General features: G+C 36.1%; 21 protein-coding genes and 2 pseudogenes. 15 read left to right on the plus strand and 8 right to left on the minus strand.

Annotated elements, in window-relative coordinates:
• Positions 1–2 precede the first annotated feature (2 nt).
• The 7 genes from FEU33_RS01185 to FEU33_RS01215 all read left to right on the plus strand — a co-directional run bounded on the left by FEU33_RS01185 (position 3) and on the right by FEU33_RS01215 (position 6,530).
• On the plus strand, positions 3–1,037 hold the full coding sequence (locus tag FEU33_RS01185) for a FecCD family ABC transporter permease (protein ID WP_146547637.1): 1,035 nt from the start codon (positions 3–5) through the stop codon (positions 1,035–1,037).
• Positions 1,034–2,065, plus strand: a complete 1,032-nt coding sequence (locus FEU33_RS01190) for a FecCD family ABC transporter permease (protein WP_146547638.1) — start codon at positions 1,034–1,036, stop codon at positions 2,063–2,065. Before FEU33_RS01185 ends, FEU33_RS01190 begins: the two co-directional genes overlap by 4 nt.
• The gene (locus FEU33_RS01195) at positions 2,065–2,865 is read left to right on the plus strand and encodes an ABC transporter ATP-binding protein (protein ID WP_146547639.1); all 801 of its coding nucleotides are present in this window, start codon (positions 2,065–2,067) and stop codon (positions 2,863–2,865) included. The genes FEU33_RS01190 and FEU33_RS01195 overlap by 1 nt, the downstream gene beginning before the upstream one ends.
• 720 nt (positions 2,866–3,585) lie before the next feature.
• Positions 3,586–4,104, plus strand: coding sequence for a PDC sensor domain-containing protein (locus FEU33_RS01200; RefSeq protein ID WP_146547640.1), 519 nt, complete (start codon positions 3,586–3,588; stop codon positions 4,102–4,104).
• Positions 4,097–4,270, plus strand: a complete 174-nt coding sequence (locus tag FEU33_RS01205; protein WP_186731281.1) for a diguanylate cyclase domain-containing protein — start codon at positions 4,097–4,099, stop codon at positions 4,268–4,270. Before FEU33_RS01200 ends, FEU33_RS01205 begins: the two co-directional genes overlap by 8 nt.
• A gap of 273 nt (positions 4,271–4,543) precedes the next feature.
• Positions 4,544–5,239 carry an ABC transporter ATP-binding protein gene (locus FEU33_RS01210; protein ID WP_146547642.1) on the plus strand — a complete coding sequence of 232 codons (696 nt, stop codon included), beginning with the start codon at positions 4,544–4,546 and terminating at the stop codon, positions 5,237–5,239.
• Entirely contained in the window at positions 5,229–6,530 is a 1,302-nt protein-coding gene (locus FEU33_RS01215) for an ABC transporter permease (RefSeq protein WP_146547643.1), read from the plus strand. The genes FEU33_RS01210 and FEU33_RS01215 overlap by 11 nt, the downstream gene beginning before the upstream one ends.
• Before the next feature lie 250 nt (positions 6,531–6,780).
• Here FEU33_RS01215 and FEU33_RS01220 read toward each other — a convergent pair whose 3' ends face one another.
• Positions 6,781–7,653: an SDR family oxidoreductase gene (locus tag FEU33_RS01220; protein ID WP_146547644.1), complete on the minus strand. Its 873-nt coding sequence runs from the start codon at positions 7,651–7,653 to the stop codon at positions 6,781–6,783.
• A gap of 135 nt (positions 7,654–7,788) precedes the next feature.
• Here FEU33_RS01220 and FEU33_RS01225 point away from each other — a divergent pair, with 135 nt between their 5' ends.
• From FEU33_RS01225 to FEU33_RS01245, 5 genes are all read left to right on the plus strand, one after another.
• On the plus strand, positions 7,789–8,136 hold the full coding sequence (locus FEU33_RS01225) for a winged helix-turn-helix transcriptional regulator (protein ID WP_146547645.1): 348 nt from the start codon (positions 7,789–7,791) through the stop codon (positions 8,134–8,136).
• Positions 8,137–8,419: 283 nt separating this feature from the next.
• Positions 8,420–8,842, plus strand: a complete 423-nt coding sequence (gene nikR / locus FEU33_RS01230) for a nickel-responsive transcriptional regulator NikR (protein ID WP_146547646.1) — start codon at positions 8,420–8,422, stop codon at positions 8,840–8,842.
• A gap of 232 nt (positions 8,843–9,074) precedes the next feature.
• The gene (gene cbiM, locus FEU33_RS01235) at positions 9,075–10,082 is read left to right on the plus strand and encodes a cobalt transporter CbiM (protein WP_146547647.1); all 1,008 of its coding nucleotides are present in this window, start codon (positions 9,075–9,077) and stop codon (positions 10,080–10,082) included.
• Entirely contained in the window at positions 10,072–10,893 is an 822-nt protein-coding gene (locus FEU33_RS01240; protein ID WP_146547648.1) for an energy-coupling factor transporter transmembrane component T family protein, read from the plus strand. The genes cbiM and FEU33_RS01240 overlap by 11 nt, the downstream gene beginning before the upstream one ends.
• Positions 10,894–10,896: 3 nt before the next feature.
• The gene (locus tag FEU33_RS01245; RefSeq protein ID WP_146547649.1) at positions 10,897–11,643 is read left to right on the plus strand and encodes an energy-coupling factor ABC transporter ATP-binding protein; all 747 of its coding nucleotides are present in this window, start codon (positions 10,897–10,899) and stop codon (positions 11,641–11,643) included.
• Between the two features lie 377 nt (positions 11,644–12,020).
• On the opposite strand, the gene FEU33_RS01255 is transcribed toward FEU33_RS01245, so the two are convergent.
• The 5 genes from FEU33_RS01255 to FEU33_RS01275 form a co-directional block, all read right to left on the minus strand.
• Positions 12,021–13,472, minus strand: coding sequence for an MFS transporter (locus FEU33_RS01255; RefSeq protein ID WP_146547650.1), 1,452 nt, complete (start codon positions 13,470–13,472; stop codon positions 12,021–12,023).
• Between the two features lie 69 nt (positions 13,473–13,541).
• Positions 13,542–14,168, minus strand: coding sequence for a cysteine hydrolase family protein (locus FEU33_RS01260; protein ID WP_146547651.1), 627 nt, complete (start codon positions 14,166–14,168; stop codon positions 13,542–13,544).
• An 18-nt stretch (positions 14,169–14,186) separates the two neighbouring features.
• Positions 14,187–15,215, minus strand: a complete 1,029-nt coding sequence (locus FEU33_RS01265) for an ABC transporter substrate-binding protein (protein ID WP_146547652.1) — start codon at positions 15,213–15,215, stop codon at positions 14,187–14,189.
• A 15-nt stretch (positions 15,216–15,230) separates the two neighbouring features.
• On the minus strand, positions 15,231–16,094 hold the full coding sequence (locus FEU33_RS01270; protein ID WP_146547653.1) for an ABC transporter permease: 864 nt from the start codon (positions 16,092–16,094) through the stop codon (positions 15,231–15,233).
• 13 nt (positions 16,095–16,107) lie between these two features.
• Positions 16,108–16,905 carry an ABC transporter ATP-binding protein gene (locus tag FEU33_RS01275; RefSeq protein WP_146547654.1) on the minus strand — a complete coding sequence of 266 codons (798 nt, stop codon included), beginning with the start codon at positions 16,903–16,905 and terminating at the stop codon, positions 16,108–16,110.
• 178 nt (positions 16,906–17,083) lie between these two features.
• Here FEU33_RS01275 and FEU33_RS01280 point away from each other — a divergent pair, with 178 nt between their 5' ends.
• Positions 17,084–17,974 carry a LysR family transcriptional regulator gene (locus FEU33_RS01280; protein WP_146547655.1) on the plus strand — a complete coding sequence of 297 codons (891 nt, stop codon included), beginning with the start codon at positions 17,084–17,086 and terminating at the stop codon, positions 17,972–17,974.
• A 1,000-nt stretch (positions 17,975–18,974) separates the two neighbouring features.
• Here the strand turns inward: FEU33_RS01280 and FEU33_RS01285 are convergent.
• Together FEU33_RS01285 and FEU33_RS01290 are read right to left on the minus strand one after the other, a co-directional pair.
• Positions 18,975–20,012, minus strand: a pseudogene (locus FEU33_RS01285) (IS4 family transposase).
• 635 nt (positions 20,013–20,647) lie between these two features.
• Positions 20,648–21,580, minus strand: coding sequence for a hypothetical protein (locus FEU33_RS01290; RefSeq protein WP_146547656.1), 933 nt, complete (start codon positions 21,578–21,580; stop codon positions 20,648–20,650).
• A 98-nt stretch (positions 21,581–21,678) separates the two neighbouring features.
• Here FEU33_RS01290 and FEU33_RS01295 point away from each other — a divergent pair, with 98 nt between their 5' ends.
• A complete protein-coding gene (locus FEU33_RS01295; RefSeq protein WP_146547657.1) occupies positions 21,679–22,200 on the plus strand; it encodes a hypothetical protein in 522 nt (173 codons plus the stop codon).
• Between the two features lie 354 nt (positions 22,201–22,554).
• A pseudogene (locus FEU33_RS01300) lies at positions 22,555–23,831 on the plus strand (IS110 family RNA-guided transposase).
• Positions 23,832–23,993: the final 162 nt, after the last annotated feature.

The following is a 23,993-nucleotide window of genomic DNA, read 5'->3' on the forward strand; positions in this document are numbered from 1 at the left end:
TTATGAAAAATATTCCTGAAAAAGGAAATAAGCAAAGGTTACTACCAAAGCATTTAGCAAAGGTAGTAGCCCTTTTGCTCATTTTACTTATTGTTAGTATTGGCATGTCTCTTGCATTTGGTTCTCGTACAATTAGTCTAGAAGGGCTTATAGATGGCTTGTTTCATCCTTCTGTAGAAAGTCATGAAGCAAGTGTTGTGCGGCAACGTATCGCAAGAACAATATTCGGTTTAATTTGTGGGGCAGCTCTCGGTGTATCTGGGGCACTGATGCAATCTGTCACACGAAATCCAATTGCAGATCCGAGTATTTTAGGTGTCAATACGGGTGCATCTTTATTTGTCGTTTGTGGGATTGCTTTTTTAAGCATTCATTCTCCAAGTGAATATATTTGGTTAGCTATTGTTGGTGCGATGTTGACGGCAGTATTTGTCTTCGGAATTGGATCGATGGGAGCAAGTGGCGCTACACCACTGAAACTCGTATTGGCGGGAGCAGCGACGACAGCCATCTTGTCATCACTCGTTACGGCTATTTTAATTCCACGCACGAATGTCATGGATCAATTTCGTTTTTGGCAAGTTGGGAGTGTAGGATCTGCTAACTGGGATTCGGTACATATTTTTATTCCATTTTTCATGGCAGGTATTGTTATTGCGATATTAGTAGCACCTGCATTGAATGCGTTGGCACTTGGTGATGAAGTAGCGACAGGCTTAGGTGTGCGAACAGGAGTTATTCGCATGTTAGCGGCTTTTGCCGGTGTTTTACTTTGTGGGGCAGCGACGGCACTGGCTGGTCCAATCGGATTTATTGGTTTACTTGCTACCCATTTGATTCGATTGGTCGTAGGACCAGATGTTCGTTTCCTGATTCCTTTAGCGGCAGTGTCTGGAGCCATCATTTTATTGATTTCAGACGTATGCGGACGTTTCCTTGGTAGTCCAGGGGAATTAGAAGTAGGGATTTTAACGGCCTTTATTGGCGCACCAATTTTAATATTAATTACAATGAAAGCGAAAATGCGTACAATATGATGAATGAAACGATGAATAAAATTATAAAAGCAAGAAAAAAACGTCGAAATCGCTATGTCGGCATCACGATCATTTTAGCTATTATTACCATTGTTTTATGCTGTACGATGATGATACTCGGGAATACGATTTATCCGGTAGCAGATGTCATCGACGTTTTACTTGGTGAGACAATTCCAGGTGCCTCTTTTGCCATTAACGAAATTCGATTGCCACGAACAGTAGCTGGGTTATTTGCGGGATTTGCCTTTGGAGCTGGGGGCTATATTTTCCAAACAATGCTACGTAACCCATTAGCTAATCCAAATGTTATTGGGATTACAACAGGCTCTAGTGCAGCTGCAGTTTTTTGCATTATCGTTCTGCATACAAGTAGTACGGTTGTTTCGCTTGCTGCAGTTGTCGGAGGACTCGTAACGGTTGCTATCATTTATGGATTATCAAAAGGAACCTCTTTTTCTATCGGTCGATTAATTTTGATTGGTATTGGTATTCAAGCGATGTTAAATGCATTTATTTCGTATTTAATGCTAATTGGAAAAACGAATGACTTACCGAATGCTTTACGTTGGTTAAGTGGGAGTTTAAATGGGGCAGAGCTTGAAATGACGTATCCATTAATCATTGCCGTCGTGATTGTAACACCTGTGCTCATTTATTTTGCGAAACAACTTGAAATGCTAGAGCTAGGTGAGCAAGCGGCGACTTCTTTAGGCGTTAATACGAATAAAACTCGCGTCATATTAATGATTAGTGCGGTATTGATTATCGCTTTAGCTACAGCAACAACCGGCCCAATTGCGTTTATAGCCTTTTTAGCAGGACCTATCGCTCAACGTGTTGTTGGGGTTGGGTTTTCAAATATTCTTCCAGCAGGTTTAATTGGGGTTATTTTAGTGTTAGGTGGGGATCTAATTGGTCAGTTTGCCTTTGAAACCCGCTATCCGGTAGGTGTTATTACAGGGATTATCGGTGCACCATATTTAATTTACTTGCTAATTCGTATTAATCGAAAGGGAGATATTTAATGACAACTCATACATTTGAAACGAAACATATTCAATCCGGATATGACAATAAAACGATTTTAAACGACGTCAACTTATCGATTCCAAGTAATCAAATTAGCATCATTATCGGTGCTAACGGTTGTGGGAAATCAACACTACTAAAAACAATGGCACGTTTAATAAAGCCAACGGGTGGGGATGTGCTATTAGACGGTAAATCCATTCATAAAATGGCACCAAAACAATTGGCGAAAGTATTAGGACTGCTTCCTCAGTCCCCAATCGTCCCAGAAGGCATTACGGTAGCAGATCTCGTCGGTCGCGGCCGTTTTCCACATCAAAGCGTCATGAAGGGCTGGACGAAAAAAGATTATGAAGCAGTAGCAGAAGCATTAGAAATGATGAATATTACCGAATTTGCAGATCGTCATATCGATGAATTATCAGGTGGTCAAAGGCAACGTGTTTGGATTGCAATGGCTCTAGCGCAACAAACGGATATTTTATTTCTTGATGAGCCGACAACGTTTTTAGATATTACTTATCAAGTAGAAATTTTAGATTTACTCACAGATCTTAATCGAAAATACGGTACGACCATTGTAATGGTTCTTCATGATATCAATCTATCAGCTCGTTATGCGGATTATATTTTTGCAGTGCAAAAAGGACAACTCGTGGCAGAGGGCAAGCCATCTGATATTATTACAAGTACATTAGTGAAGGATATTTTTGGGTTGGATTGTGCTGTGATTAATGATCCTATTTCAGCTACCCCTTTAGTGGTGCCAAAGGGGAGATATCATGTTAAATCGTAGGTTTTAATGCAAATAGCCTTTACCCATCTTGATTGAGAAAAATAGCTAAACTGAAGAATGGTGTTCTTCGAGCTTAGCTATTTTTAATTTGGTTTCTTGTATATAAATAGATACTTCACCAAAAGTAGGAGTTGATATTTTAACACACGTGTTGATTTTACAAAAATTAGGAATACATATTTGGTGTAATTTTTAAAAAACTCTGTATTTTTAAGACAATTTATATAGATTGGAGCGGAGGCTTGCTCGAGTCCTCGAAAATGCAAGCATTTCCTTCGTGCGGTGTGATTCGAGGAAGAAAATTCAATGTCCCGCGGGAAAAGCGAATAGATGAGACCCCGCAGCGTAGCGATTAAGGAACGGAGTCTAAGGGCGCCACGTCCTGTGGCAACGGCTCCGTGACCAACATCCTGTTGCCCCCAGCATTCGCCCGCAGGAAAGCGAGCAAGTCGGAGCGGAAATCAATGAATCCCCCTATTTTTATGGATTAAATTGGATAATCAACACGCCTAGTATTTTATAAAGTATGAATTAGAATGGAGCCATTATGATGCTTAGGAGATTAGTGCCTAGATAAAACGAGACCTTAGATTAAACGCAGCGACACCTCTGAAAAACGATAGAATCATCATTTTTCTTCATATAGGTCTATCTTGTTTTTCATTTTAGTCGTCAGTCTATATTTCTGTTAAAATAAAAGGAAAAAGTGAGACTGAAATAATGAAAACTTTTCAATTAAAGTTGCAGCATTTAATCATTGGTGTTGTAGCATTGGCCTTTATTTTAACTATTGCAAGTAGTCTTTGGAGTAGTTATCGCATGAATAAGCAAAATTTAATGAACAATACATTAGAAACTAATCGGGTATATGCTACTAAACTAGCAACTACAGCCACAAATTATTTTGATGAGACGCTGCAAACCTTAACGGTAAACTCAAAGATACTTGCTAAATACATGGATAATGAAAATCGCCTTCTAGAGGAAGCGGATCGCTTAAAAAGGCAAACCAATACATTTAACTCCATATCAATTGTTGATGCAAATGGAGAAGTTCTAGCAACGTCCCCTCAAACGATCAATATTAAAGGAAAAATTTTAACATCTAATGCTATTAAAAATGCATTAAAAAAACAAACACCTATGATATCGGAACCGTATAAAGCTATGACAAATCGTGAAATTGTGTATATATCAGCACCGATTTTCGATAGAACGGGTTGCGGAAATTTTGCGTAAGAGTCTTGAAAATACACCAAGTCCCACAGGTGAAAGTATAACAATTTCTGCTGGCATAGCGGAATATCCAATCACAGAAAATACACCTACTAAATTGATTGAAAAGGCTGACCAATGCTTATACCAAGCGAAGAAACAAGGAAGAAATCGCGTAATCATACCTTAAGGACTTTAAACCAAAAATCATAGAGTGTTGAGATGTTATGAAAGTGACATTTTGACACTCTATTTTCATGGATAAAATAATAGAGTCAATATGGTTTTTTATATGAATCAATTTCATAATACAGAATCTAGATAGAAAAAGGTTTATGAAATTGATTCATGTAACAAAAATTACGGTACTTGATAAACAAATCTTAAGAAATTCTTCAGTTTTTTAATAAGAAATTATTAAGATATTCCATTTATACTGATTGTTAAAAGGGGGAAGATCTATTTGATACATATACAAAATGTCAGCCACACATTTACAATTGGTAAAAAGGGAAGCGAGAAAAAAATTCCCGTATTAAAGAATATTTCTTTTGAAGTCGCTAAAGGAGAGATTATTTCGATTGTTGGGAAAAGTGGTTCCGGTAAGTCGACATTACTCAATGCGGTAGCAGGATTTTTAAAGCCCGAGGAAGGGTCAATTATCATACAAGGCAAAGAAACCACTACACTGACAGAATCAGAGTATGCAATATTTCGTTCTGAGAACATTGGTTTTATCTTTCAAAACTTTCAGCTGATGCCGGGGCTAACGGCTTTCGAAAATATTGAATTGCCGCTGAAGATCCAAGGTATAGATAAGCATAGACGTTTTGAAATAGTGAATAAGATCATTAGAAAGGTAGGTTTGGAAACTGTTTTTGATCATTATCCGAATGAACTATCAGGAGGTCAACAGCAACGTGTATGTATTGCAAGAGCGCTTATAACAAATCCACCAATCATTTTAGCAGATGAGCCGACTGGAAATTTAGACTCGGAAACAGAACAAGAAATTTTACAGTTGATCGCGTTATTAAATGAATCTATGGATATTACGTTTATCATTATTACACATGATGAGGAAGTAGCCAATATAGCACATAGAAAGTTTCTTATGCATGATGGTGTATTAAAGGAGGTTGTGCAACATGCTGTTTAGAGATCAGATTGATTTTGTCAGACAACATGTCAAGAGAAACCGTATGCGTGTTTTTACAACCATACTAGCTACAACGATGGGATGTGCCTTTTTAATCGTATTGGCATCCATTGCATTTGGATTACAGGAATCTTTAAAAAATGACATCTTATCTGATAGTGCTGTGACGAAAATTGAAGTTTATGGGAATGATGAAAAAGGCATTGATCAAAAAGCTGTAAAGGCTATCCCAAACGTTCAAGCATTAGTTGAAACAACACAATTCAATGAGCCGCTTACGGCAAATGTGAAACTCGAAAATCGCTCCGGATCTGGTGAAATGGTATTTACAAATTTTAAAGAACAACAAAAGGCAAAAATCAAATTATCGGCAGGTACATATCCGACAAAAGCAGATGAAATTATTGTAGGGTATAACTTAGGACAAAACTTATTGACGAAAAAGGAAGAACAGAGTGCGAAAGAGGAAGGGAAGAAGGAAGAAAAAAATAACAAAGGTTACCAGCATTCCTTATTAGGTAAAACAATTTCCTTATCCTTTACACTGGAGAATGAAGAAGAGCATACAAAAGTACGACAATATAAAATCGTTGGGATTGGTGAAAAGCCTTCTAAAGAATGGGCTATGGATACCAGTATACAAATCAGTGATGCTATGAAATCCAATATTTTAAATGATTATAATGGTATTGTTGATAAAAAAGTGCAAGAAAAAGACTTTTATAACGTAAGTTACAATGCCTATGCAACTGATATGGAGGCAGTTAAGGGTGTACTGAAAAAGTTAAAAGCGATGAATTTATCTGTCTATTCAGTAACAGAACAATTAGATCAACTCAATGTATTTTTCTTAGCATTAAAAGTGGGGCTTATTTTTGTAGGAACCATTGCAGTGCTCATTGCTTCTATCGGTATTTTTAATACAATGACGATGGCCGTTACGGAACGTACGCGTGAGATAGGCGTCATGAAGGCGATTGGTGCTGGTCCAAAGCTGATTCAGCGATTGTTTATAATGGAAAGTGCGTATATTGGTGTGTTGGGGACGGTTATTGCCATTATTATTTCTTATATCATTAGTTTTTTGGCAAATCTAGCATTGCCGAAAATTTTAGATGCGGTGATATCTGATGGTGGAATTGAAGAGGCAGGAATTCGCTTTTCAACAATTCCTTGGGAGCTTGTAGTCATTGCTTCATTGATCAGCATTGGTGTTGCCGTTTTAAGTGGTTGGCGTCCAGCTCGAAAAGCGACGAAAATAGACGTCATTCAAGCATTACATCAAGAATAAATGTATTTTACATGATGAATTGAGCCCTTATACAATAGAGATTTTCCTGCTCACGAATGCAAGGGCAGCTTTCATCTGAAATAGAAACCCATTTGAAAATATTAAAAGAGATTGGGGCACAGCCCTTTTAAAATAAACCGCATGAAATCAAATGTAAACACCATGATTTCATGCGGTTTTATTTTTAAGTAGCTATCAACTCATGTCCGCGTGCCTCTTTTTACTTTTGGAAAGCCCTTATCTACCTCGCCTATTTATGTTGGGTAATTCCGTTTACAATTTGAGTAAGTGCCTCTTTGATCGGTGTAGCTGGGCGACCGAGGATTTTTTCGAAATCATGGCTAGCGACATTTAATGAGTCTTGTCGAATACTTTTTTGAATGTCAACAAGGATAGGAATAACGAAATCTTGTATTCCTGCAGCCTTCATTATATCGGCGTAAGTGGCATCATCAACTTGTTGAATAGGGACTTCTTTGCCCAATACATCTCCAAGGATAGAAACCAATTCTTCCTGCGTCAAAGGTTTTCCAGAAAGCTCGTAAATCGTATTTTCATGTCCATTACCAGATAATACTGCAGCCGCTGCTTCAGCATAATCTTGTTGTAACGCCCACCCTACTTTTCCATTTCCTGCTGATGTTACCCAAGGAGCTCCTGCTAAGACACCTTGAATGCTTGGGATTTCATTTTCCAAATACCAATTGTTGCGTAAGAAGGAATAAGGAATGCCCGTTTTTTTAATCGCTGCTTCAGTAGGTTTGTGAGCTGGGGCAAATAAATTTTTACTTTCTTGTGCATTCGCTATGCTAGTATACGCAATGAATCGGACGCCTGCTCTTTCTGCTGCTTCTACCGCATTGGCATGTTGGCGGATTCTTGTTTCATTGTCGCCATCCGCAGAAATGATTAATAAGCGGTCAACACCTGCAAAAGCAGAATCCAATGTTTTTGGAACATCGAAATCTCCATGTCGAACTTCTACTCCACGAGCCTGCAAATCCTTCGCCTTTTCTGGATTACGAACACTGACAGCCAGTTGATTTGCTGGTACAGTCTTCAATAACGTCTCTACAACTTTGGTACCAAATTTTCCTGTTGCACCTGTTACTAATAATTTCATGATGATCTCCTCCATTTTTTTATTTCATTTTTAGTCTTAATTTCATATTATAGTCTTAGATGTTTTTTTAAAAGTAGTCATTTTTTTATAACATAGTCGCAAAAATAGTACTATTAAGAAGGAGACGTAGTTATCATGGCACGAAGTCGGTTCATCGGTGATCCCCCAGAGGAACAAATAGAGGTTTGTCCAGTTACACAAGCCCAGGACATCATCGCGGGAAAATGGAAAATCATCATCCTATGGCATTTAAGCAAACAGACAAGAAGATTCAATGAGCTTCAAAGGTTGTTACCTAAAATTTCAAAAGGAATTTTGACAAGGCAATTGAGAGAATTGGAAGAAGACCAAATGGTTCACAGAGAGGTTTATAAAGAAGTGCCTCCTAAAGTAGAATATTCGTTAACACCTTTAGGGCAAAGTTTTATTCCTATACTGGATAGTATGGGCGAGTGGAGCAAAAAACATTTAAAGAGTAGATAAAGTGAAATTTCCATCAGTGGGGTTTTCTTCATCCCCCACTGATGGAGAAGAACTCAGGTTAAAAGCGCCACGTCCTGTGGCAACACCTGAGGAACCAACATCCTGTTGGCCCGAACCAATCGGACTTTTACGGGCAGTTGATCCCCCATCTATCTTTCTCGTTTCTCTCTCAATCTTGAGATGGCGGTCTTACTGCCCGTTAAAGCGGGATAAAGTGAAATTCCACACAATGGAGATTTTCCATATCTCATTTTTAAATTTGTATTTTTAGGAGTTGAAGAAAATGAAGGATTCAGCCCTTTGTCGTTTTGGGGTATCGATGGATAAAAAATTGTTAACAGAGTTTGATCAATTAGTGATTAATAAAGGCTATTCAAATCGTTCGGAAGCTGTCAGAGATTTAATTAGGGAGGCACTAATTCTTGAGGATTGGAAGGACCCTGAACAATTCGTGGCAGGTTCCATTTTACTGTTTTATGATCACGGGCAAAAAGGATTATTAGAACAGTTAACGGCTATTCAACATCATTATCATCATGAAATATTAGCTACTACCCATTTTCACTTGGATGAGCACAATTGTTTAGAACTGATCATTGTTAAAGGAAAAGCTGGTAGTTTGCAAACATTAAGTGATCAACTAGTTTCGATGAAAGGGGTCAAATACGGTAAATTTACCGTAGCACCAGTAAGTGATTTGAAATAATTATTCAGGTATGTTGCCAAACAGGCACTCCTAATTTTTGTAAAATAACACGCGTGATAATTATTCAAAGTATTGTCATTTTTCTTTGCGTGTTACGAATCATCTATTTTGTAACACATGCTATAATTGTCTTAAACAAAAGGTAATCAAAGATCAACTTCATCAATAGATTCAACCTGTTTACCCATCTGGTTTGTAAAGTTTGAATATTAATTATGAAGGAGGATAAATGATGCATATTCCAGATAATTATTTGAGTCCATCTACTTGCATAGTCATGGGGGCAGCAATGGTTCCTGTGTGGGCTATTGCCGTACATAAGGTAAAAAAAGAAGTAACAAGAAGTAAAATCCCGATGATTGGTATTGGTGCAGCATTTTCATTTCTTATGATGATGTTCAATGTCCCACTTCCTGGTGGAACAACGGGTCATGCTGTAGGAGGCACTTTATTGGCCATTCTACTAGGCCCCTATGCCGCCTGTATTGCTATAACTGTTGCTTTATTAATTCAAGCATTACTGTTTGGTGATGGAGGAATACTGTCATTCGGAGCGAATTGTTTTAATATGGCTTTTATCATCCCGTTCCTCGGTTATTTTATTTATAAATTTATTAAAGACCGAACTAAAAGTGAAAAAGGTGAATATGTAGGAATCATAGTGGGATCTTATGTTGGTATTAACATGGCTGCATTGGTGGCAGCTATAGAATTTGGCGTTCAGCCACTTCTTTTTACCAATTCACAGGGACAGCCTCTTTATAGTCCTTATCCGTTATCGATATCTATTCCTGCGATGATGATTCCACACCTCTTGGTTGCAGGTGTTGTAGAAGTTCTGTTTACGACTGCTATCTACACTTTCATCAAAAAGGTTTCTCCCGGCACCATATTTGAAGGGGCAAAACAAAAGATTCATACAATCTATGGCTTGATTGTTGCTTTAATTTGTTTGACGCCACTGGGTCTTCTTGCTACAGGTACAGCTTGGGGAGAATGGGGAGCTGACGAAATCAAAGATGTGGTTCATGGTGGTAAGCAATTAGGCTATACGCCGGCTGGTATGAAGAATGGATTCAGTTTTAATGCGATTATGCCAGACTACTCAGTAAAAGGCCTACCAGAAATAGCGGGATATATATTATCAGCTATTGCCGGAGTCGCTATTATGGTTATTATCTTTAAAATCATTAGTAGTTTTAGTAAAACAAAACCTAAGGACATTTCGAATGAATCATAAGGAAAATCAAAGGAACCTACCTGACTGGCTATTAAAAGATGAAAATTATATTCCTCAGTCAGATAAAGATCAGTTTATCGGCAAAAGTATCCTGTCTATATTGAGAATCCTGTCTAAAATAAAGAGCCAAAGTGAGTATAAAACTGATAAATTTCATGTAAATGCAGCTTTGAAGGTTGCATTTACTTTTTTACTTGTTATCCTTCTGTCGTTATCAACGAGTTATACATTTATATTTGTGGTAGATGTATATCTGCTTGTCGTTCTCAGTTTTATGGACGGAAAAGAAATTATCAAAATTTTGAGCGTCAGCTTGGCTATGGCATTTTTTACATTCATTATTCTCTTTCCATATATACTTTTAGGGAATACTTATACGAGTATGATCATAACTTTGAAAGTACTTTCGACATTGATCGCTGTCAATATTCTATCTCATTCCACAAGATGGAATACGATTACAGGTGCATTAAGAAGGTTTTATGTTCCAAATATTTTTATCCTTGTCTTAGATATTACGATCAAATATATTTCCATGCTCGGGGATTTTTCTCTGAATATGCTTTATTCATTAAAGCTCAGATCTGTAGGTAAAAATAATAGCAAATATGGATCGATTGCAGGGATCGCAGGGACAATGTTTATGAAGTCAAAGGAAATGGCTGAGGAAATGTACGCTGCTATGGAATGTAGGGGATTCACAGGAGAATATACAGTTCGAAGCAAATGGAAATTAACCATTGCGGATTTTATATATATGCTATTAACAATCGGAATGATTGCTGCATTTATTTTATGGGGAAGGATTTAACCTATGATAGATCTAAAAGATGTTTCCTATTCATACGAAGGGATCAATGCCTTGAACAATATCAATCTTCATATTGAGAAAGGTGAAGCTGTGGCATTAATGGGAGCAAACGGCACCGGTAAGTCTACTCTACTGAAATTGATGAATGGGCTTTTGTCCCCAGACCAAGGTGTTTATCGATTCGATCAGGAGGAGATAACGCCCAAAAAGCTTAAAAATACAAAGTTCTCAAAGGCCTTTCATCAAAAAATTGGTTTTGTGTTTCAAAATTCTGATACACAGCTATTTTGTGCGGATGTATACGATGAGATTGCTTTTGGCCCTAGACAGATGGGGATGAATGAAGATGATGTTGAGAAAAGAGTCAATGATTGTTTAGATTTATTAGGTATTCAAAATTTTAAACATAGACAACCTTATCATCTATCAGGTGGCGAGAAACGGAAAGTTGCGATTGCTTGTGTTTTGGCATTAAATCCAGAAGTTTTAGTCCTTGATGAACCGATGAATGGATTGGATCCCAGAACGCAAAGATGGCTGGTTAATTTTCTAAATACATTAAATCGATCTGGAAAGACATTAATAATATCCACTCATAATCTCGATTTAGTACAAGAACTATCCAAAAGAGCCATATTATTTGATGAAAACCACAGCATTGCAGCTGACTTACCAAGTGAAAACTTATTCCAAGAAATCGATCTGCTAAAAAAGATTAATCTCGTTGATGAAAATTATCAACATTATTGATTGAATTAAAGAATTTAAGGAACGGAGTCTAAGAACATCACGTTCTATGGCAACGACTCCGTGACTAACGTTCTGTTGTCCAGAAGCGGTTCATCGGACGTATCTTGGAAACCAACTGGCAGAGTACAAGTTACAGCGATAAACCGCTATTCATGGTATTGGTATTTATCCCGCTTTAACGGGCAGTAAGACCCCCATCTCAAGATTGAGAGAGAAACGAGAAAGATAGATGGGGGATCAACTGCCCGTAAAAGTCCGATTGGTTCGGGTCAACAAGATGTTGGTCCCTCAGGTGTTGCCACAGGACGTGGCGCTTTTAACCTGAGTCCCTCTAGTTCAGTGGGGAGGAAGAAAACCCCCACTGATGGAGTTTCACTTTATTGAATATTTTTCTTCTTTTGGACAAAAAATAATAGGCCATATAAGCAACTCAAGGCAATTGTAAAGAATATAAATACATCTTTAATCCCCTTTAAAATGCTGATTTTGTCTTGATATGTGTCCAAAGTTAGCCATTCTGTGACAGGAACAATAGCAGAATAATTGACGATCGCTATTCCAAGTGCTGTGCCAATCACCATTCCTAGATTTCGTAATAATGCTATAGTCCCGCCAATTTCCCCCATTGCATATGCTGGAACGTATTTCATGATCAGATCATAGTTTGGAGAAGTTAACAATCCCATGGAAATTCCCAACGTAGCTAAAATGATAAAAATAAAATATAAGGAAGTACTCATAGATATCATTGATAAAACTCCAAATGTTCCAATCATGAGCAATAAAGCCATTTGCACAGATTTAAAGGAGCCAAATCGAGCAGTTAATCGCCCGCTTAAAGGTCCGAATATAGACAAAAATAAGGGATATATCATTAAAAATAAACCGGCAACAGTAGCAGAAGTTTGTAAAACACCTCTGAAATAAAAAGGAAGTACAACGATAGCTGCAAAACAAGCTGCATAGCTGCCTATAATAATGAAAGAACCTGATTTAACGATAGGATGCATAAACATTTTGATATCTATAAAAGGGTTTTTATTTGTTTTGGATCTATATAAAAACAAAACGAAACAAATAATCCCCAATATAGAAATCATCAATTGATTTCTGTAAAATACACCTTCACCGATTTCGTTAAGTATATATATAATGCATACTAATGATATGCTGAATATGGATGCTCCCATTAAATCAAATTTACTCTTTTGAGTGGGTGCATCTTTAGGAATAAAAAATATGGCAATTATAAGCACTGTTAAAATAATGGGCAGCTGAATAATAAACAAGGTATGCCAGCTGAACCAACCTATTAATATTCCCCCAATAGGAGCGCCTAAAAAGCCGCCCATTCCAACAGCTGTTCCTATTAATCCTAATGCTTGTACTCTTTTTTCTTTAGGGACGTTATCGACAATGATGACCATGTTTACAGACTGCAACATGGCGGCACCGATCCCTTGAATAATTCTCGAGATTAAAAGAAATACAATGGATGTAGATAAGTATGAAAATAGAATACCTACCCCAAACATAACATAGCCCATGTTATGAATATTTTTTCGACCAAATCTATCCGAAAACTTCCCCATTATGGGCAAAAAAATCATGACAGAAAGTAAATAGCCCGTAACAATCCACTGTGAGAGACTTAAAGAAATATTAAGATCTAATGAAATATCAGTAAGTGCAATATTTACTAATCCTGCAGAAAAGTGTGATAAGAAGGATCCAGGAATAACAGCAAGTAATATAGGGTATATCGAACCGTTAATTTTCTTTTTAGAAAGTGTGGAATCCATTCCTAAAGCGTCAATGGTATTCCTCATAGATAATAACACCTCTTTGTCTTAAAAAATACGAATCATTCTATGGATGATTGATATTTTCATTCACTTCTATACTTGAATAATTGATTTATTGGATTTTATCAATTCTTCGATAACTGAATCAGTATTTGCTACTTCTCCGAAAAAGTCACTGATTGTTTTTAAGGTCATTTCATGTGCTTCTTTTGAAAATGCAGCTGTTCCATCTTCTAAAACAGTTATTTTATAGTCGCGCATAAATCCATCTCGAATAGTACTGTCGACACAAACATTAGTAGCTACACCTGTTATGTACAGATGATCTATTTTTAAGGTTCGTAGTACAGAATCGAGCCGAGTATTATAGAAAGCACTATAGCGATGTTTGTTGACTATGATATCTGTAGTATCTGGAGATAATTGATAAAAATCACTTCCCCAAGTATCTTTACGACAAACACTATTATGTTCTGTATCATTCGATTTTCCTCGAGTTAACCAAACTTCCGAATCTGTAGCATCTTCGTGAATGGTTTGAATAAAGATAACCGGCAATTTAGAATTATGAAATGTAGAGATTAATTTTTTTATATGAGGAATGATGCGATCAACACCTGATGTATCTAATCCTTGACTACCTAAAGCCCCTTTTTCATCACAATAATCATTTTGGACGTCCACTATGATAAGGGCTGAATGTTTGTTTGTGTTTAACATATTTTTCACTCCAGTTATCTATTTATTCGTTTTGTTCACAAATTGCATATCTACTAAATCATCATAGGAATAACCTTTTTTATAAATACCTGTTTTCTTAACAACATCCAATGGTTTAGCGACGGATTCTTTGCTAATAGATCCATCTTTACTCCATAATTTATCTTCATAGGCTCTATCTAAAGCTGCTTGTAAACTTGCTTTATCTGTAGTTGAAAATTCTTTTTGTAAAACTTCCATAGCGATATCATGATCATCATTTACAACTTTTAACGCTTTGACAATTGCGTCTACAAAAGCTTGTACAGTTTCAGGTGATTTTTTTATAGTAGATTCTTTGACGCTTAAAACTGAATAAGCATAATCCCCTAAATCTGTAAATTTATAAAATGGTTCATTCCAAGCACCTGAATCAAGCCCATTTTTAATTTGAGGCTCGGCTCCATTTGCTATATCTGCTTTACCAGATTTAACGAGAGATACTACAGCAGCTGGATCAGCAGGTTCCTCTAACTTTACATCTTTATTTGGATCTAATCCTATATCCATCAATAGCCATCTAGTCAATGCATTTAGACTCCCACCGTATCGGCCAGCAGCAATCGTTTTTCCTTTCAAATAACTTTTCAACTTTTCAGGATCATCTGTTGGTTGTAAATTAAGAGAAGTTGCTCCCATCAAATAGACATTGGCTCTATTAACGACATTTACTACAGACTTGATAGGATCTGAACTTCCTGAATTCCCCATCGCATTAGATTCTGGACCACCTATATTTCCCCAAGCATCACCACTAACAACGGATGTCACATGTCCGCCACCAGTAGCAGTCATTACTTCAACATCAAGACCATTATCTTTAAAATAACCTTTTTGAATCGCTAGATATAATGGAAGATAGCCAATTGAATGTACTGGCTCAGCAATTACGATTTTTTTTGAACTTTTTCCTGTGCCCTTCGAACTTGAATTTGTTCCACAAGCTGCTAAACTTATCACCATTCCCAAACATAATAAAGTTATAAGAATTTTCTTTATTTTTTTCATAAAAGAGTCCCCATTCTATTTAGACTTAATTCCTTTAGTTAAAATTTTTTCTAAGTATATAGTTGCAAAATACATGGTTGTTGATAAAACAGATAGCGCTACTACGCCTACCCAAACTAAATTTGTATCCATTATTTGTCCAGCATATAAAATCATTCGACCAACGCCATAGCGTGAAGAAATAAATTCACCAACAATGGCACCAGCCAATGCTAAGGAAATATTGATTTTTAAGCTGTTCACAATCCATGGCATAGCAGAAGGAACAACGACTTTTGTAAATACTTGAATTTTCTTAGCGCCTAAAGAAAATAGCAACTTTTCAAGATCCGGATCGATAGACTTCACGCCGCTATAAGCAGCTATTGCTGTTACGATGACAACCATTAAGAAAGCAAGTACCACTTTTGAAGAAAATCCGATGCCTAGTAAAATAACTAGAACAGGAGCTAATGCTAATTTGGGTACAGCATTAAAAGCGATTAAATAAGGCTCTGAAATGCGGGAATATAGAGGCGACCACCAAAATGATAATCCTAATAAGGCTCCAACAATAGTTCCTAAAATAAATCCAAGTATCGTTGCTCCAGAAGTGTATAGCATATCAATGAATAGATTTCCTTCAGTTAAAGAAATCCATCCTGTTTTTAGAATCGTTGAAGGCTTACTCCAATAATAGGAATCTAAAATACCTAATCGTGTCAGGATCTCCCATAACAGAACAAATAAAATTCCTATAGAAATTTGTCCTATAATGGTTTGTTTTCGTTGCCTTTTTTCAAGGACTTCTTCATCTTCAATTTGGATGCTATTTTCTATTTCATTCGTAGGGCTATTAAAAATAGGTTTTTTAACAGTTATCTCTGCTGGATTTTTCATATTTATACCTCCTCTAGATAATCCTTTGTCTATTGTCTTCTGGATTATCCTCATCTTTAAGTAGTGCCAATAATAATTGTTTTAGCTCTACATAACTTGTAGATGACATCGTTTCTGCTGTACGCGGTCTAGGTAAATCTACTGTAATTTTTGTTTTGAGACGCCCAGGTCTGGGTGATAATACATAAATGTCATCTGATAGATAAATAGCTTCATCAATATCATGTGTAACAAATAAAATAGTCTTCTTTAAATCAGCCCAAATTTGTAATAGCCAGTTTTGCATCATTAAGCGAGTTTGAGCATCTAAAGCTCCGAAGGGTTCATCTAAAAGAATAATTTCAGAATCATATAAAACGGTTCGTAATAAAGCCGCACGTTGTCGCATTCCACCTGATAATTCATTTGGATAATGATTTTCAAAACCTTTTAATCCATATTTATTAATAAGCGGCATGGCCTTTGCAATATTATCTTTGCGCTTGCCACCTTTAACCTCCAAGCCTAATACGATATTTTCTAATATGGTCCTCCAAGGTAAGAGCAGATCTTTTTGAAGCATGTACCCAACATGTCCTGTTTTTCCCATAATATCTTGTCCATCTAATAAAACCTGTCCATAGGTTGGTTTAGTTAAACCAGCTATGATATTGAATAGAGTTGATTTGCCACAACCACTAGGACCGATAATGCTAATAAAACGACCTTCTGGAATTTGCAATGTAGTATCTTTTAACGCAACAAATTCTTTTCCGTTCTTTTTGAATATTTTCGTACTGTGCAAAATTTCTAATTTGTACGGATTCTTCATTAATCCATTCCTCCTTGTGTTATTTTTTATAACATGTGATAAGCTTAGCATAGGCTCTCTTATTTTGAAATTTCATAATTTTTATATATTTTATTCAAAAATCGAATAAGAAAGATAGAATGTTAGATGATAGACAATTTTATTGTGAAAAAATATAACATTAAAAGGGGCGGGGAATATGGACATAAGATATCTGAGCCATTTTATAACGATTGTTCAAGAAGGGGTAAATATGTCAAAGGCAGCTAGAAAATTGCATATTTCGCAACCCCCATTAAGCCAACAAATGAAGATCATTGAAGAAACATTAGGAGTTAAAATTTTTGAAAGAAGGGGGAAAAAGATTAGTTTAACACCAAGTGGGGACATTCTTTATAAACGTGCTATGAATATCGTGAATTTATATGAAGAATTGCAACTAGAAATGTTTGAAATGGGGCAGGGAGTAAAAGGACATCTCACTATCTCTGTTTCTATATTTTATAGTACGATTTTTCAGTCCTCTATCGTATTTGACCGCATCAAAGCCTTTTGCAAGGATTACCCAAATGTCAAAATAAAGATCGTTCATACAGATGGCACTCGCTTGGTAGAGAGAATGGAAGTGAAAGAGATTGATTTAGCGATCCTCAACTTGCCGATCCAAGAGGAAATTTTTGATTTCATCCGTTTGGAAAAACAAAACTTTTCATTTATTATGCCTGCTAATTTGGATCATGATCATTATAACGATCAATTGAAGTTTGAAGATATCGAGAAGTATCCTTTGATTCTATTAAAAAGAGATATAGGTTACGGACTTTATGAAAAAGTATTGGAGCATTGTGCGAAATTTGGTTTTGAGCCTAATTTAGTAGCGGAAAGCAATAATATTAATACAATTATTTCAATGGTGGATGCAGGAATGGGTACAACCATTTTACCAATCAGTACTTTAAAGCAATTTAAAAGTAAGAACTTAAAAGTAATGGAATTTTCAGATACACAAATATTTTCTGAATCTGTTTTAATGTATCTAAAAGACCGATATCTTTCCAAAACAGCATCGGAGTTTCTGAAATATTTTTAAAAATGGTGTTTTTATGCGCGTATTCAATTCATATAGACGAGAGTTGATAATAGGGGGGAGTTTTTCTGTTTATACTTATATATTTATCCAGGTATGTTGATTATCCAATATGATCCATAAAAATGGAGAGATTCGTTGATTACAGCGAAGGCTTACTCGCTTTCCTGCGGGCGAGCGCTGGGGGCAACAGGATGTTGGTCACGGAATCGTTGCCACAGGACGTGGCGTTCTTAGATTCCGTTCCTTCAATCGCTACGCTGTGGGGTCTCATCTATTCGCTTTTCCCGCGGAACGTTGAATTTTCTTCCTCGAATCACACCGCACGAAGGAAATGCTTGCATTTTCGAGGACTCGAGCAAGCCTCCACTCCAATCTATATAAATATTCCTAAAAATGAATTAATTTCATAATGCAAAATTCAGATGAAAAACACGAACATTTCGAATTAACATGAACATTAATATTTGGAATTTTTTGTTTCGCTCCAGACGGCGCTTTCCACGGGCTTGGCTTCAATCTCCTCGGGTCGACACGATGTTGACCCCGAAGCCGTTGCCACAGGACGTGGCGAACTTAGGCTTTGTCCCTTAAATTGTTCCTGCGGGGCTTTCAGCTCAAGCTTTTCCCGTAGGACTTTGAATAAGCCTCCTTGAACTCACACCGCACGAAGGAAATGCGCATGCATTTTCGAGGAGTCGCCGTCTTCCGCTCCACAACTATCAAAATTAGTTATTCTTAAATGTTCGTATTTTTTAAGAAGAAAATGATTTATGAAATTGATTCAAATACAAGTTTTTTAAAAAATTACACCCAGCAGGTACTTCTATTTTTTGTGAAATCAACACGTGTGACATTTATCCTCACTACCGTCAAATAAAAATAATTTGAATTTTCAGTATTTTTATTTTGCCTTTTAAAAGAAAAAACGAAGGCGCGCAAACGAAGATAGCAAACATCCATTTTTTTACTATATCCTAAAACGAGTGCAACAGACAAAACCTTATGGAACGCTCTCTCCTTGGACTTTTTGGAGCCAAATGTGAGCCACTTCCATAAAGCCGACTTTAAATACGGTTAAACAATACGTGATCATGCGATGTAAAATTGATTAGCACGGCTTGTTCGCTGTAGCCATCAAACTTCTTGATGTTCAAATGTTGTTTCATCCGTTTGAAAAACAGCTCGATTGCCCGTGAGGCTTGTAAATCTCTGCGATTTCATCTGCACTTAGATCCGGTCAATTCGTCAATAAATACAGGATGTGGCCTTTCGAATCCAAGACTTTGATCAAACGAAATACATTTTCAGAACGAATTTTGTGCCTTGCCAATCACGCTGATTTCTTCGGATAGCGCCCTTTGAATCACACGTTTGGCGACGTTTTTCCGTAAATGGGTCAACGAAAAAATACCCTTCTTCATCGGTCATTCGATCGAATCGCTTATAGTCTAAATACCCGCGATCAAACACGTACATGCATTCTTTGTCATCGATGAAGATTTCTAATTGGCCATGATCATGTTCATTCGCATGGGTGAGCACCGCCTTGTCGGGATACGAACACCCTTTTTCCATATAGGCCGAGCGCAGCAAGAGTTTCACCTCTGATTTGGTCGGGCGAAATATGACCTATCGATGGTTGGTCAGGTTGAGTGGTAACGTACTCGAATCAATCATTTTCAGCGGCGTCGTCGTTTTTCGACGGATTTCAAAATCCGTCTTTTGATGAATTCGCGCCACTAAATCAAGAAAAATCGTTTAAAAAAATTCCGTCGGCACTTGATTCAATCATCTTCCTAATTGAGAGAAGCTAATGGAATAAAGATTTATTGTCTTCCGAGAACAGGCCATCACTCAAAGCCCGTAGACTTTCTGTTTCATGAAATTGTGCAAACAACAATAGTTTCAAAAATGAAGTCATATAAAGCTTCTTCGTATAGCGGTTTAATCCATGTTTTTGTACTTGTTCCTGCAATAGTTTGGAGGAAATCGGAGAAAACCATTGTTCAAAAGCTGTTTTTTGTGTAGACTTATCCATGTGTATTTCCTTTATTTTGGATTTGGATGGTTTACTACCTCCAACCATCATAAAGGATTTTTTATGTAAAAAATAAATGACAGAAAAATTTGTTTATACAGATAAAATAAGTTATTTTAATGTGACGTAGTGTATTTCAATATTTAAAAAAGAATAGGATATATATATGGAAAACAAAACTAATCAAAATAACCAAAACTTAAATGAGTTAAGCAAAAAAATAATGCAAAATACAACGGATTGGGTGATGAAATATAAAATATATTGCATCACTCTTTTTAAGCATAACTGTATTGACGATTATTTATCACACCATTTTGATGACACAAAATGCAATTTCAGCCGCAATATTTATGGCTATGCTTGAGTCAATCGTATCATTTATGACCGATGTTGCAACAGTGCTAGGTTATACACTATATTAATAGCTAATAAAGAGAAATTCTTCTTGAAAATTAATTATGGTAACGAGAAAAATGGAAATGATTGTTCGAAATCAGTCAAGTACTGAGGAAGGTAATAAGATTTATCTTTTAGACTATCCAAAAAACGCCTCCTATTTATATAATTAGAGAAAGGGGCGTTTTGAATTTTTTTGCACTCCACATAATGATCTAAAATTCAACTTCTATCAACTATCTGTAATATACTGCATGTGTATTTGGATGAAAAGAAAATTTCTTTTCTTCAGATAAAGTAAACTCAACACCACTTATTGAAATAGATGGAGTAATACCTATAATAGATTCCTGATGAGCATATTGTCCATATGCATCTAAGTGTTTTGTAGAAGTTTCTGTATATACCGTATAATACATATAACTAGATAATTCAACGACATCTTCTGTAAAATAAGAATCGTTATTCGGTAAATTCATTTTTAGTGCATAACCACCTGTACCCTTTTTCCACTTATTACTATCAGTAGTGTAAGTAGCATCTCTATTTCTATATGTTCCGAAATAATCGAGTGTTTTCCAATTTTGTTTACCATATTCACTATCTTTTCGCGGAAACCAATAACTTGAGTTAATTCCAATACCACTAACATCTATATTTCTAGTAAGTGGAATCTTACTCCAAGTAACAGAATTTTTCACTCTAAAACTGACTGAGGATAATTTCGTAATAGTTGTAACCATTTTTTTATAAGAAGTAGATTTGTCATCTGAAGAAAACGTATTAAAAGATGTTTCTGCTACTTCTTTATTGTATTGATCTTCGCTAAGTTCAATTACTTGAAAATTCGGATTTTTATTCGTGTAATTTAATGAATTTCGATTAGATGTTGTATCTTCTATTACCTTTACATATTTTACAGATTCGGACACAACTTCACCATCTAAATTTTTGTTCATCTCATATTCTTCTTTACTCATATTTTCAATTTCATCCTTGGTAAAACCTAAATTACCTAATCTCTCAATTTCTTTTTCACTTAAGTTAAGTTTTACAATTTCATTAGCTTCATCCTCATTCCCTTCAGCAGCATGAACATTTAATACTGGTAACGAAAATGCAATCAAAAAACCTAAAGTAACTAAGACCTTAAAAAATTTTTTTAACAAATAAACAGCCTCCTCATTTTTAATGATATAATCATAACATATATTTAATAAAAATGGATTTTTTTTCATAAAACAAAAGAGAAAGTTGGATTGATTCTATGCAAAATAAAAAAGCGAGATATTCAAAATGGATTTTAATTCTATTATTGATTATTATCATTATTATCAACTTAATTTTCCCCTATAATTTTGTGAGTATTAACAAATCAGTTGGTATTAAACCTAATAGAGATTTAATTAACAATAACATAGAATTATTGAATTCTATGGAACAAAATAAAAATATAAATAATCAAGAGAAAGTTGTATTGGAACAATTAAATACCAAATTCACCAACCAAACTAAAAAAATTAATATAACCAAAAATGATTTAGAACAATTATCTTACGACTTAAAAGAAATGCGCAAAATTATAATCAAAAATTTTTCGTATAACAATAACGAGGATAATATTTACCACTTAAATGTCATAATAGGATTAATAGTGGACTTAGAATTAGATATACAAAATATAAGAAATAGAAATTTTGAAGATGTTTGGTCATTAAAAAGAGAGTTGAAGCATGTTCAAAATCAGTTAAATCAAATTTTAGATACTTATAATGATTTAAAAAAATGAGGTTGGGACAAAAGTATTTTAGCTAAAAAAATCCGAACAATAACGTGGAATTCTATTTAAAATTTCACATTTGTTCGGATTTTCTTATTATTATTATTCTATTGAATCTATTTCATAATGAGGAATTTGTACAAAAAGCATGAACATTTAATATATATTTTTTCGTAACATTCAGTTTTGTGTTCCGTTCCAGACGGCGCTTTCCGCGGACTTGGCTTCATTCAGCTCAAGCTTTTCCCGCGGGAGCATTCCTGTTTAGAAAGTTTTCAAGGTATTGCAAATAAAAATGCCCTCTAGTAGAATGCATGTGTATCAACCATCACATCAATCACATACATCTACTGGAGGACATATATGAATCGTAATATGAATGAGAAAATTAATCAAGTCAATGAAGATACTTTAGTGATCGGAATTGATATTGCTAAGCGTAAACACTATGCTTGTGCGATGGATGATCGTGGACGCGTGTTACAAAAATCGTTTCCTTTTCATCAATCAAGTGATGGATTTATGCACTTTTTACAGCGGATCGGTACTTTACAGACAACACACGCTAAATCTAATATCCTTGTTGGCTTTGAGCCCACTGGTCACTATTGGATGAACTTAGCGGACTTTTTGATGGTAAATGGTATCCCTTTTGTGATGGTTAATCCGATGCATGTCAGTCGCACCAAAGAATTGGACGATAACCTTCAAACGAAAAACGATGCGAAAGATGCCCGTGTCATTGCTCAACTCATCCGTGATGGTCGATACAGTTTTCCACGAATTCTACAAGGCGTGGAAGCAGAGCTTCGCAATGGCTCCTCTTTCCGCTTAAAATGGCAGGAAGATAAGCTGCACTGAAAAATCGCATCATTCGTTGGACAGATCGTTATTTCCCTGAATTTCAATGGGTCTTTAAAGAAATAGGGAAAAATGCTTTAGCTGTTCTGGAGCAAACCCCTTTTCCAACAGATATGCAAGATAAAAGTTTAGAGGAATTATTGCAACTCTATCGACAAGTAGAAGGATTAAAATATCCTTCTTCTCCAAAAATAAAACAATTACAACCATATGCCCATACCTCTATTGGCCTATCTGAAGGGCATGAAATGGCTCGTTTCGAGATTCACTGTCTTCTCGAACAATACAGACAATTACAGGCACAATACGAGGTGTTAGCTGAGCGTTTAACACAATTAGCTAAAGAAATGACGGATTACGAATATCTTCTGTCTATCCCTGGTGTCGGTGAAAATACGGTAGTCGAACTACTAGCTGAAACAGGTCCTCTCACAAATTACAAGCACCCACGCCAATTATTAAAACTAGCGGGGTTAACTTTACGAGAGAACTCTTCAGGACAACATAAAGGACAAAAGAAGATTTCTAAACGTGGTAGAAGAAAACTACGTGGCCTCTTATTTCGAGCCATTTTACCCATGATTCGTTATAACGTTGCCTTTCAAGCCTTGTACGAGTACTATATTACACGCCCTAATAACCCATTGAGAAAGAAAGAAGCGATGGTCGTTCTTTGTGGGAAATTACTAAAAATCGCCCATGCGCTTTGTCAGAAAAAGGTGTACTTTGATGCGCAAACCATGATGAAGGACCTCACTTGTCTGGAACCGTTAGCGTAACTTTTCTTCAAGAAAATTCATGACAATAAGATGACACAGAGAAGCAGGCGCTATAAACGACAATAGACCTTGAGTCCCAGCGGGAGCAAACCACCCGCCTCTGCCTTATGAATAGACCGAACGAAGGAATGTACGCGCTAGACGCCAAGAGACATGGGAGGG

Source organism: Rummeliibacillus suwonensis (assembly GCF_007896435.1).
Taxonomy (GTDB): domain Bacteria; phylum Bacillota; class Bacilli; order Bacillales_A; family Planococcaceae; genus Rummeliibacillus; species Rummeliibacillus suwonensis.

What these genes read in the sequence shown, in the direction of transcription:
- FEU33_RS01240 (WP_146547648.1), top strand. Translation starts at nt 10,072, where the DNA reads ATGAATCATAAGGAAAATCAAAGGAACCTACCTGACTGGCTATTAAAA.
- FEU33_RS01255 (WP_146547650.1), bottom strand. Translation starts at nt 13,472, where the DNA reads ATGAGGAATACCATTGACGCTTTAGGAATGGATTCCACACTTTCTAAA.
- FEU33_RS01225 (WP_146547645.1), top strand. Translation starts at nt 7,789, where the DNA reads ATGGCACGAAGTCGGTTCATCGGTGATCCCCCAGAGGAACAAATAGAG.
- FEU33_RS01200 (WP_146547640.1), top strand. Translation starts at nt 3,586, where the DNA reads ATGAAAACTTTTCAATTAAAGTTGCAGCATTTAATCATTGGTGTTGTA.
- cbiM (WP_146547647.1), top strand. Translation starts at nt 9,075, where the DNA reads ATGCATATTCCAGATAATTATTTGAGTCCATCTACTTGCATAGTCATG.
- FEU33_RS01185 (WP_146547637.1), top strand. Translation starts at nt 3, where the DNA reads ATGAAAAATATTCCTGAAAAAGGAAATAAGCAAAGGTTACTACCAAAG.
- FEU33_RS01295 (WP_146547657.1), top strand. Translation starts at nt 21,679, where the DNA reads ATGCAAAATAAAAAAGCGAGATATTCAAAATGGATTTTAATTCTATTA.
- FEU33_RS01275 (WP_146547654.1), bottom strand. Translation starts at nt 16,905, where the DNA reads ATGAAGAATCCGTACAAATTAGAAATTTTGCACAGTACGAAAATATTC.
- FEU33_RS01215 (WP_146547643.1), top strand. Translation starts at nt 5,229, where the DNA reads ATGCTGTTTAGAGATCAGATTGATTTTGTCAGACAACATGTCAAGAGA.
- FEU33_RS01265 (WP_146547652.1), bottom strand. Translation starts at nt 15,215, where the DNA reads ATGAAAAAAATAAAGAAAATTCTTATAACTTTATTATGTTTGGGAATG.
- FEU33_RS01280 (WP_146547655.1), top strand. Translation starts at nt 17,084, where the DNA reads ATGGACATAAGATATCTGAGCCATTTTATAACGATTGTTCAAGAAGGG.
- FEU33_RS01270 (WP_146547653.1), bottom strand. Translation starts at nt 16,094, where the DNA reads ATGAAAAATCCAGCAGAGATAACTGTTAAAAAACCTATTTTTAATAGC.
- FEU33_RS01245 (WP_146547649.1), top strand. Translation starts at nt 10,897, where the DNA reads ATGATAGATCTAAAAGATGTTTCCTATTCATACGAAGGGATCAATGCC.
- FEU33_RS01190 (WP_146547638.1), top strand. Translation starts at nt 1,034, where the DNA reads ATGATGAATGAAACGATGAATAAAATTATAAAAGCAAGAAAAAAACGT.
- FEU33_RS01260 (WP_146547651.1), bottom strand. Translation starts at nt 14,168, where the DNA reads ATGTTAAACACAAACAAACATTCAGCCCTTATCATAGTGGACGTCCAA.
- FEU33_RS01220 (WP_146547644.1), bottom strand. Translation starts at nt 7,653, where the DNA reads ATGAAATTATTAGTAACAGGTGCAACAGGAAAATTTGGTACCAAAGTT.
- nikR (WP_146547646.1), top strand. Translation starts at nt 8,420, where the DNA reads ATGAAGGATTCAGCCCTTTGTCGTTTTGGGGTATCGATGGATAAAAAA.
- FEU33_RS01195 (WP_146547639.1), top strand. Translation starts at nt 2,065, where the DNA reads ATGACAACTCATACATTTGAAACGAAACATATTCAATCCGGATATGAC.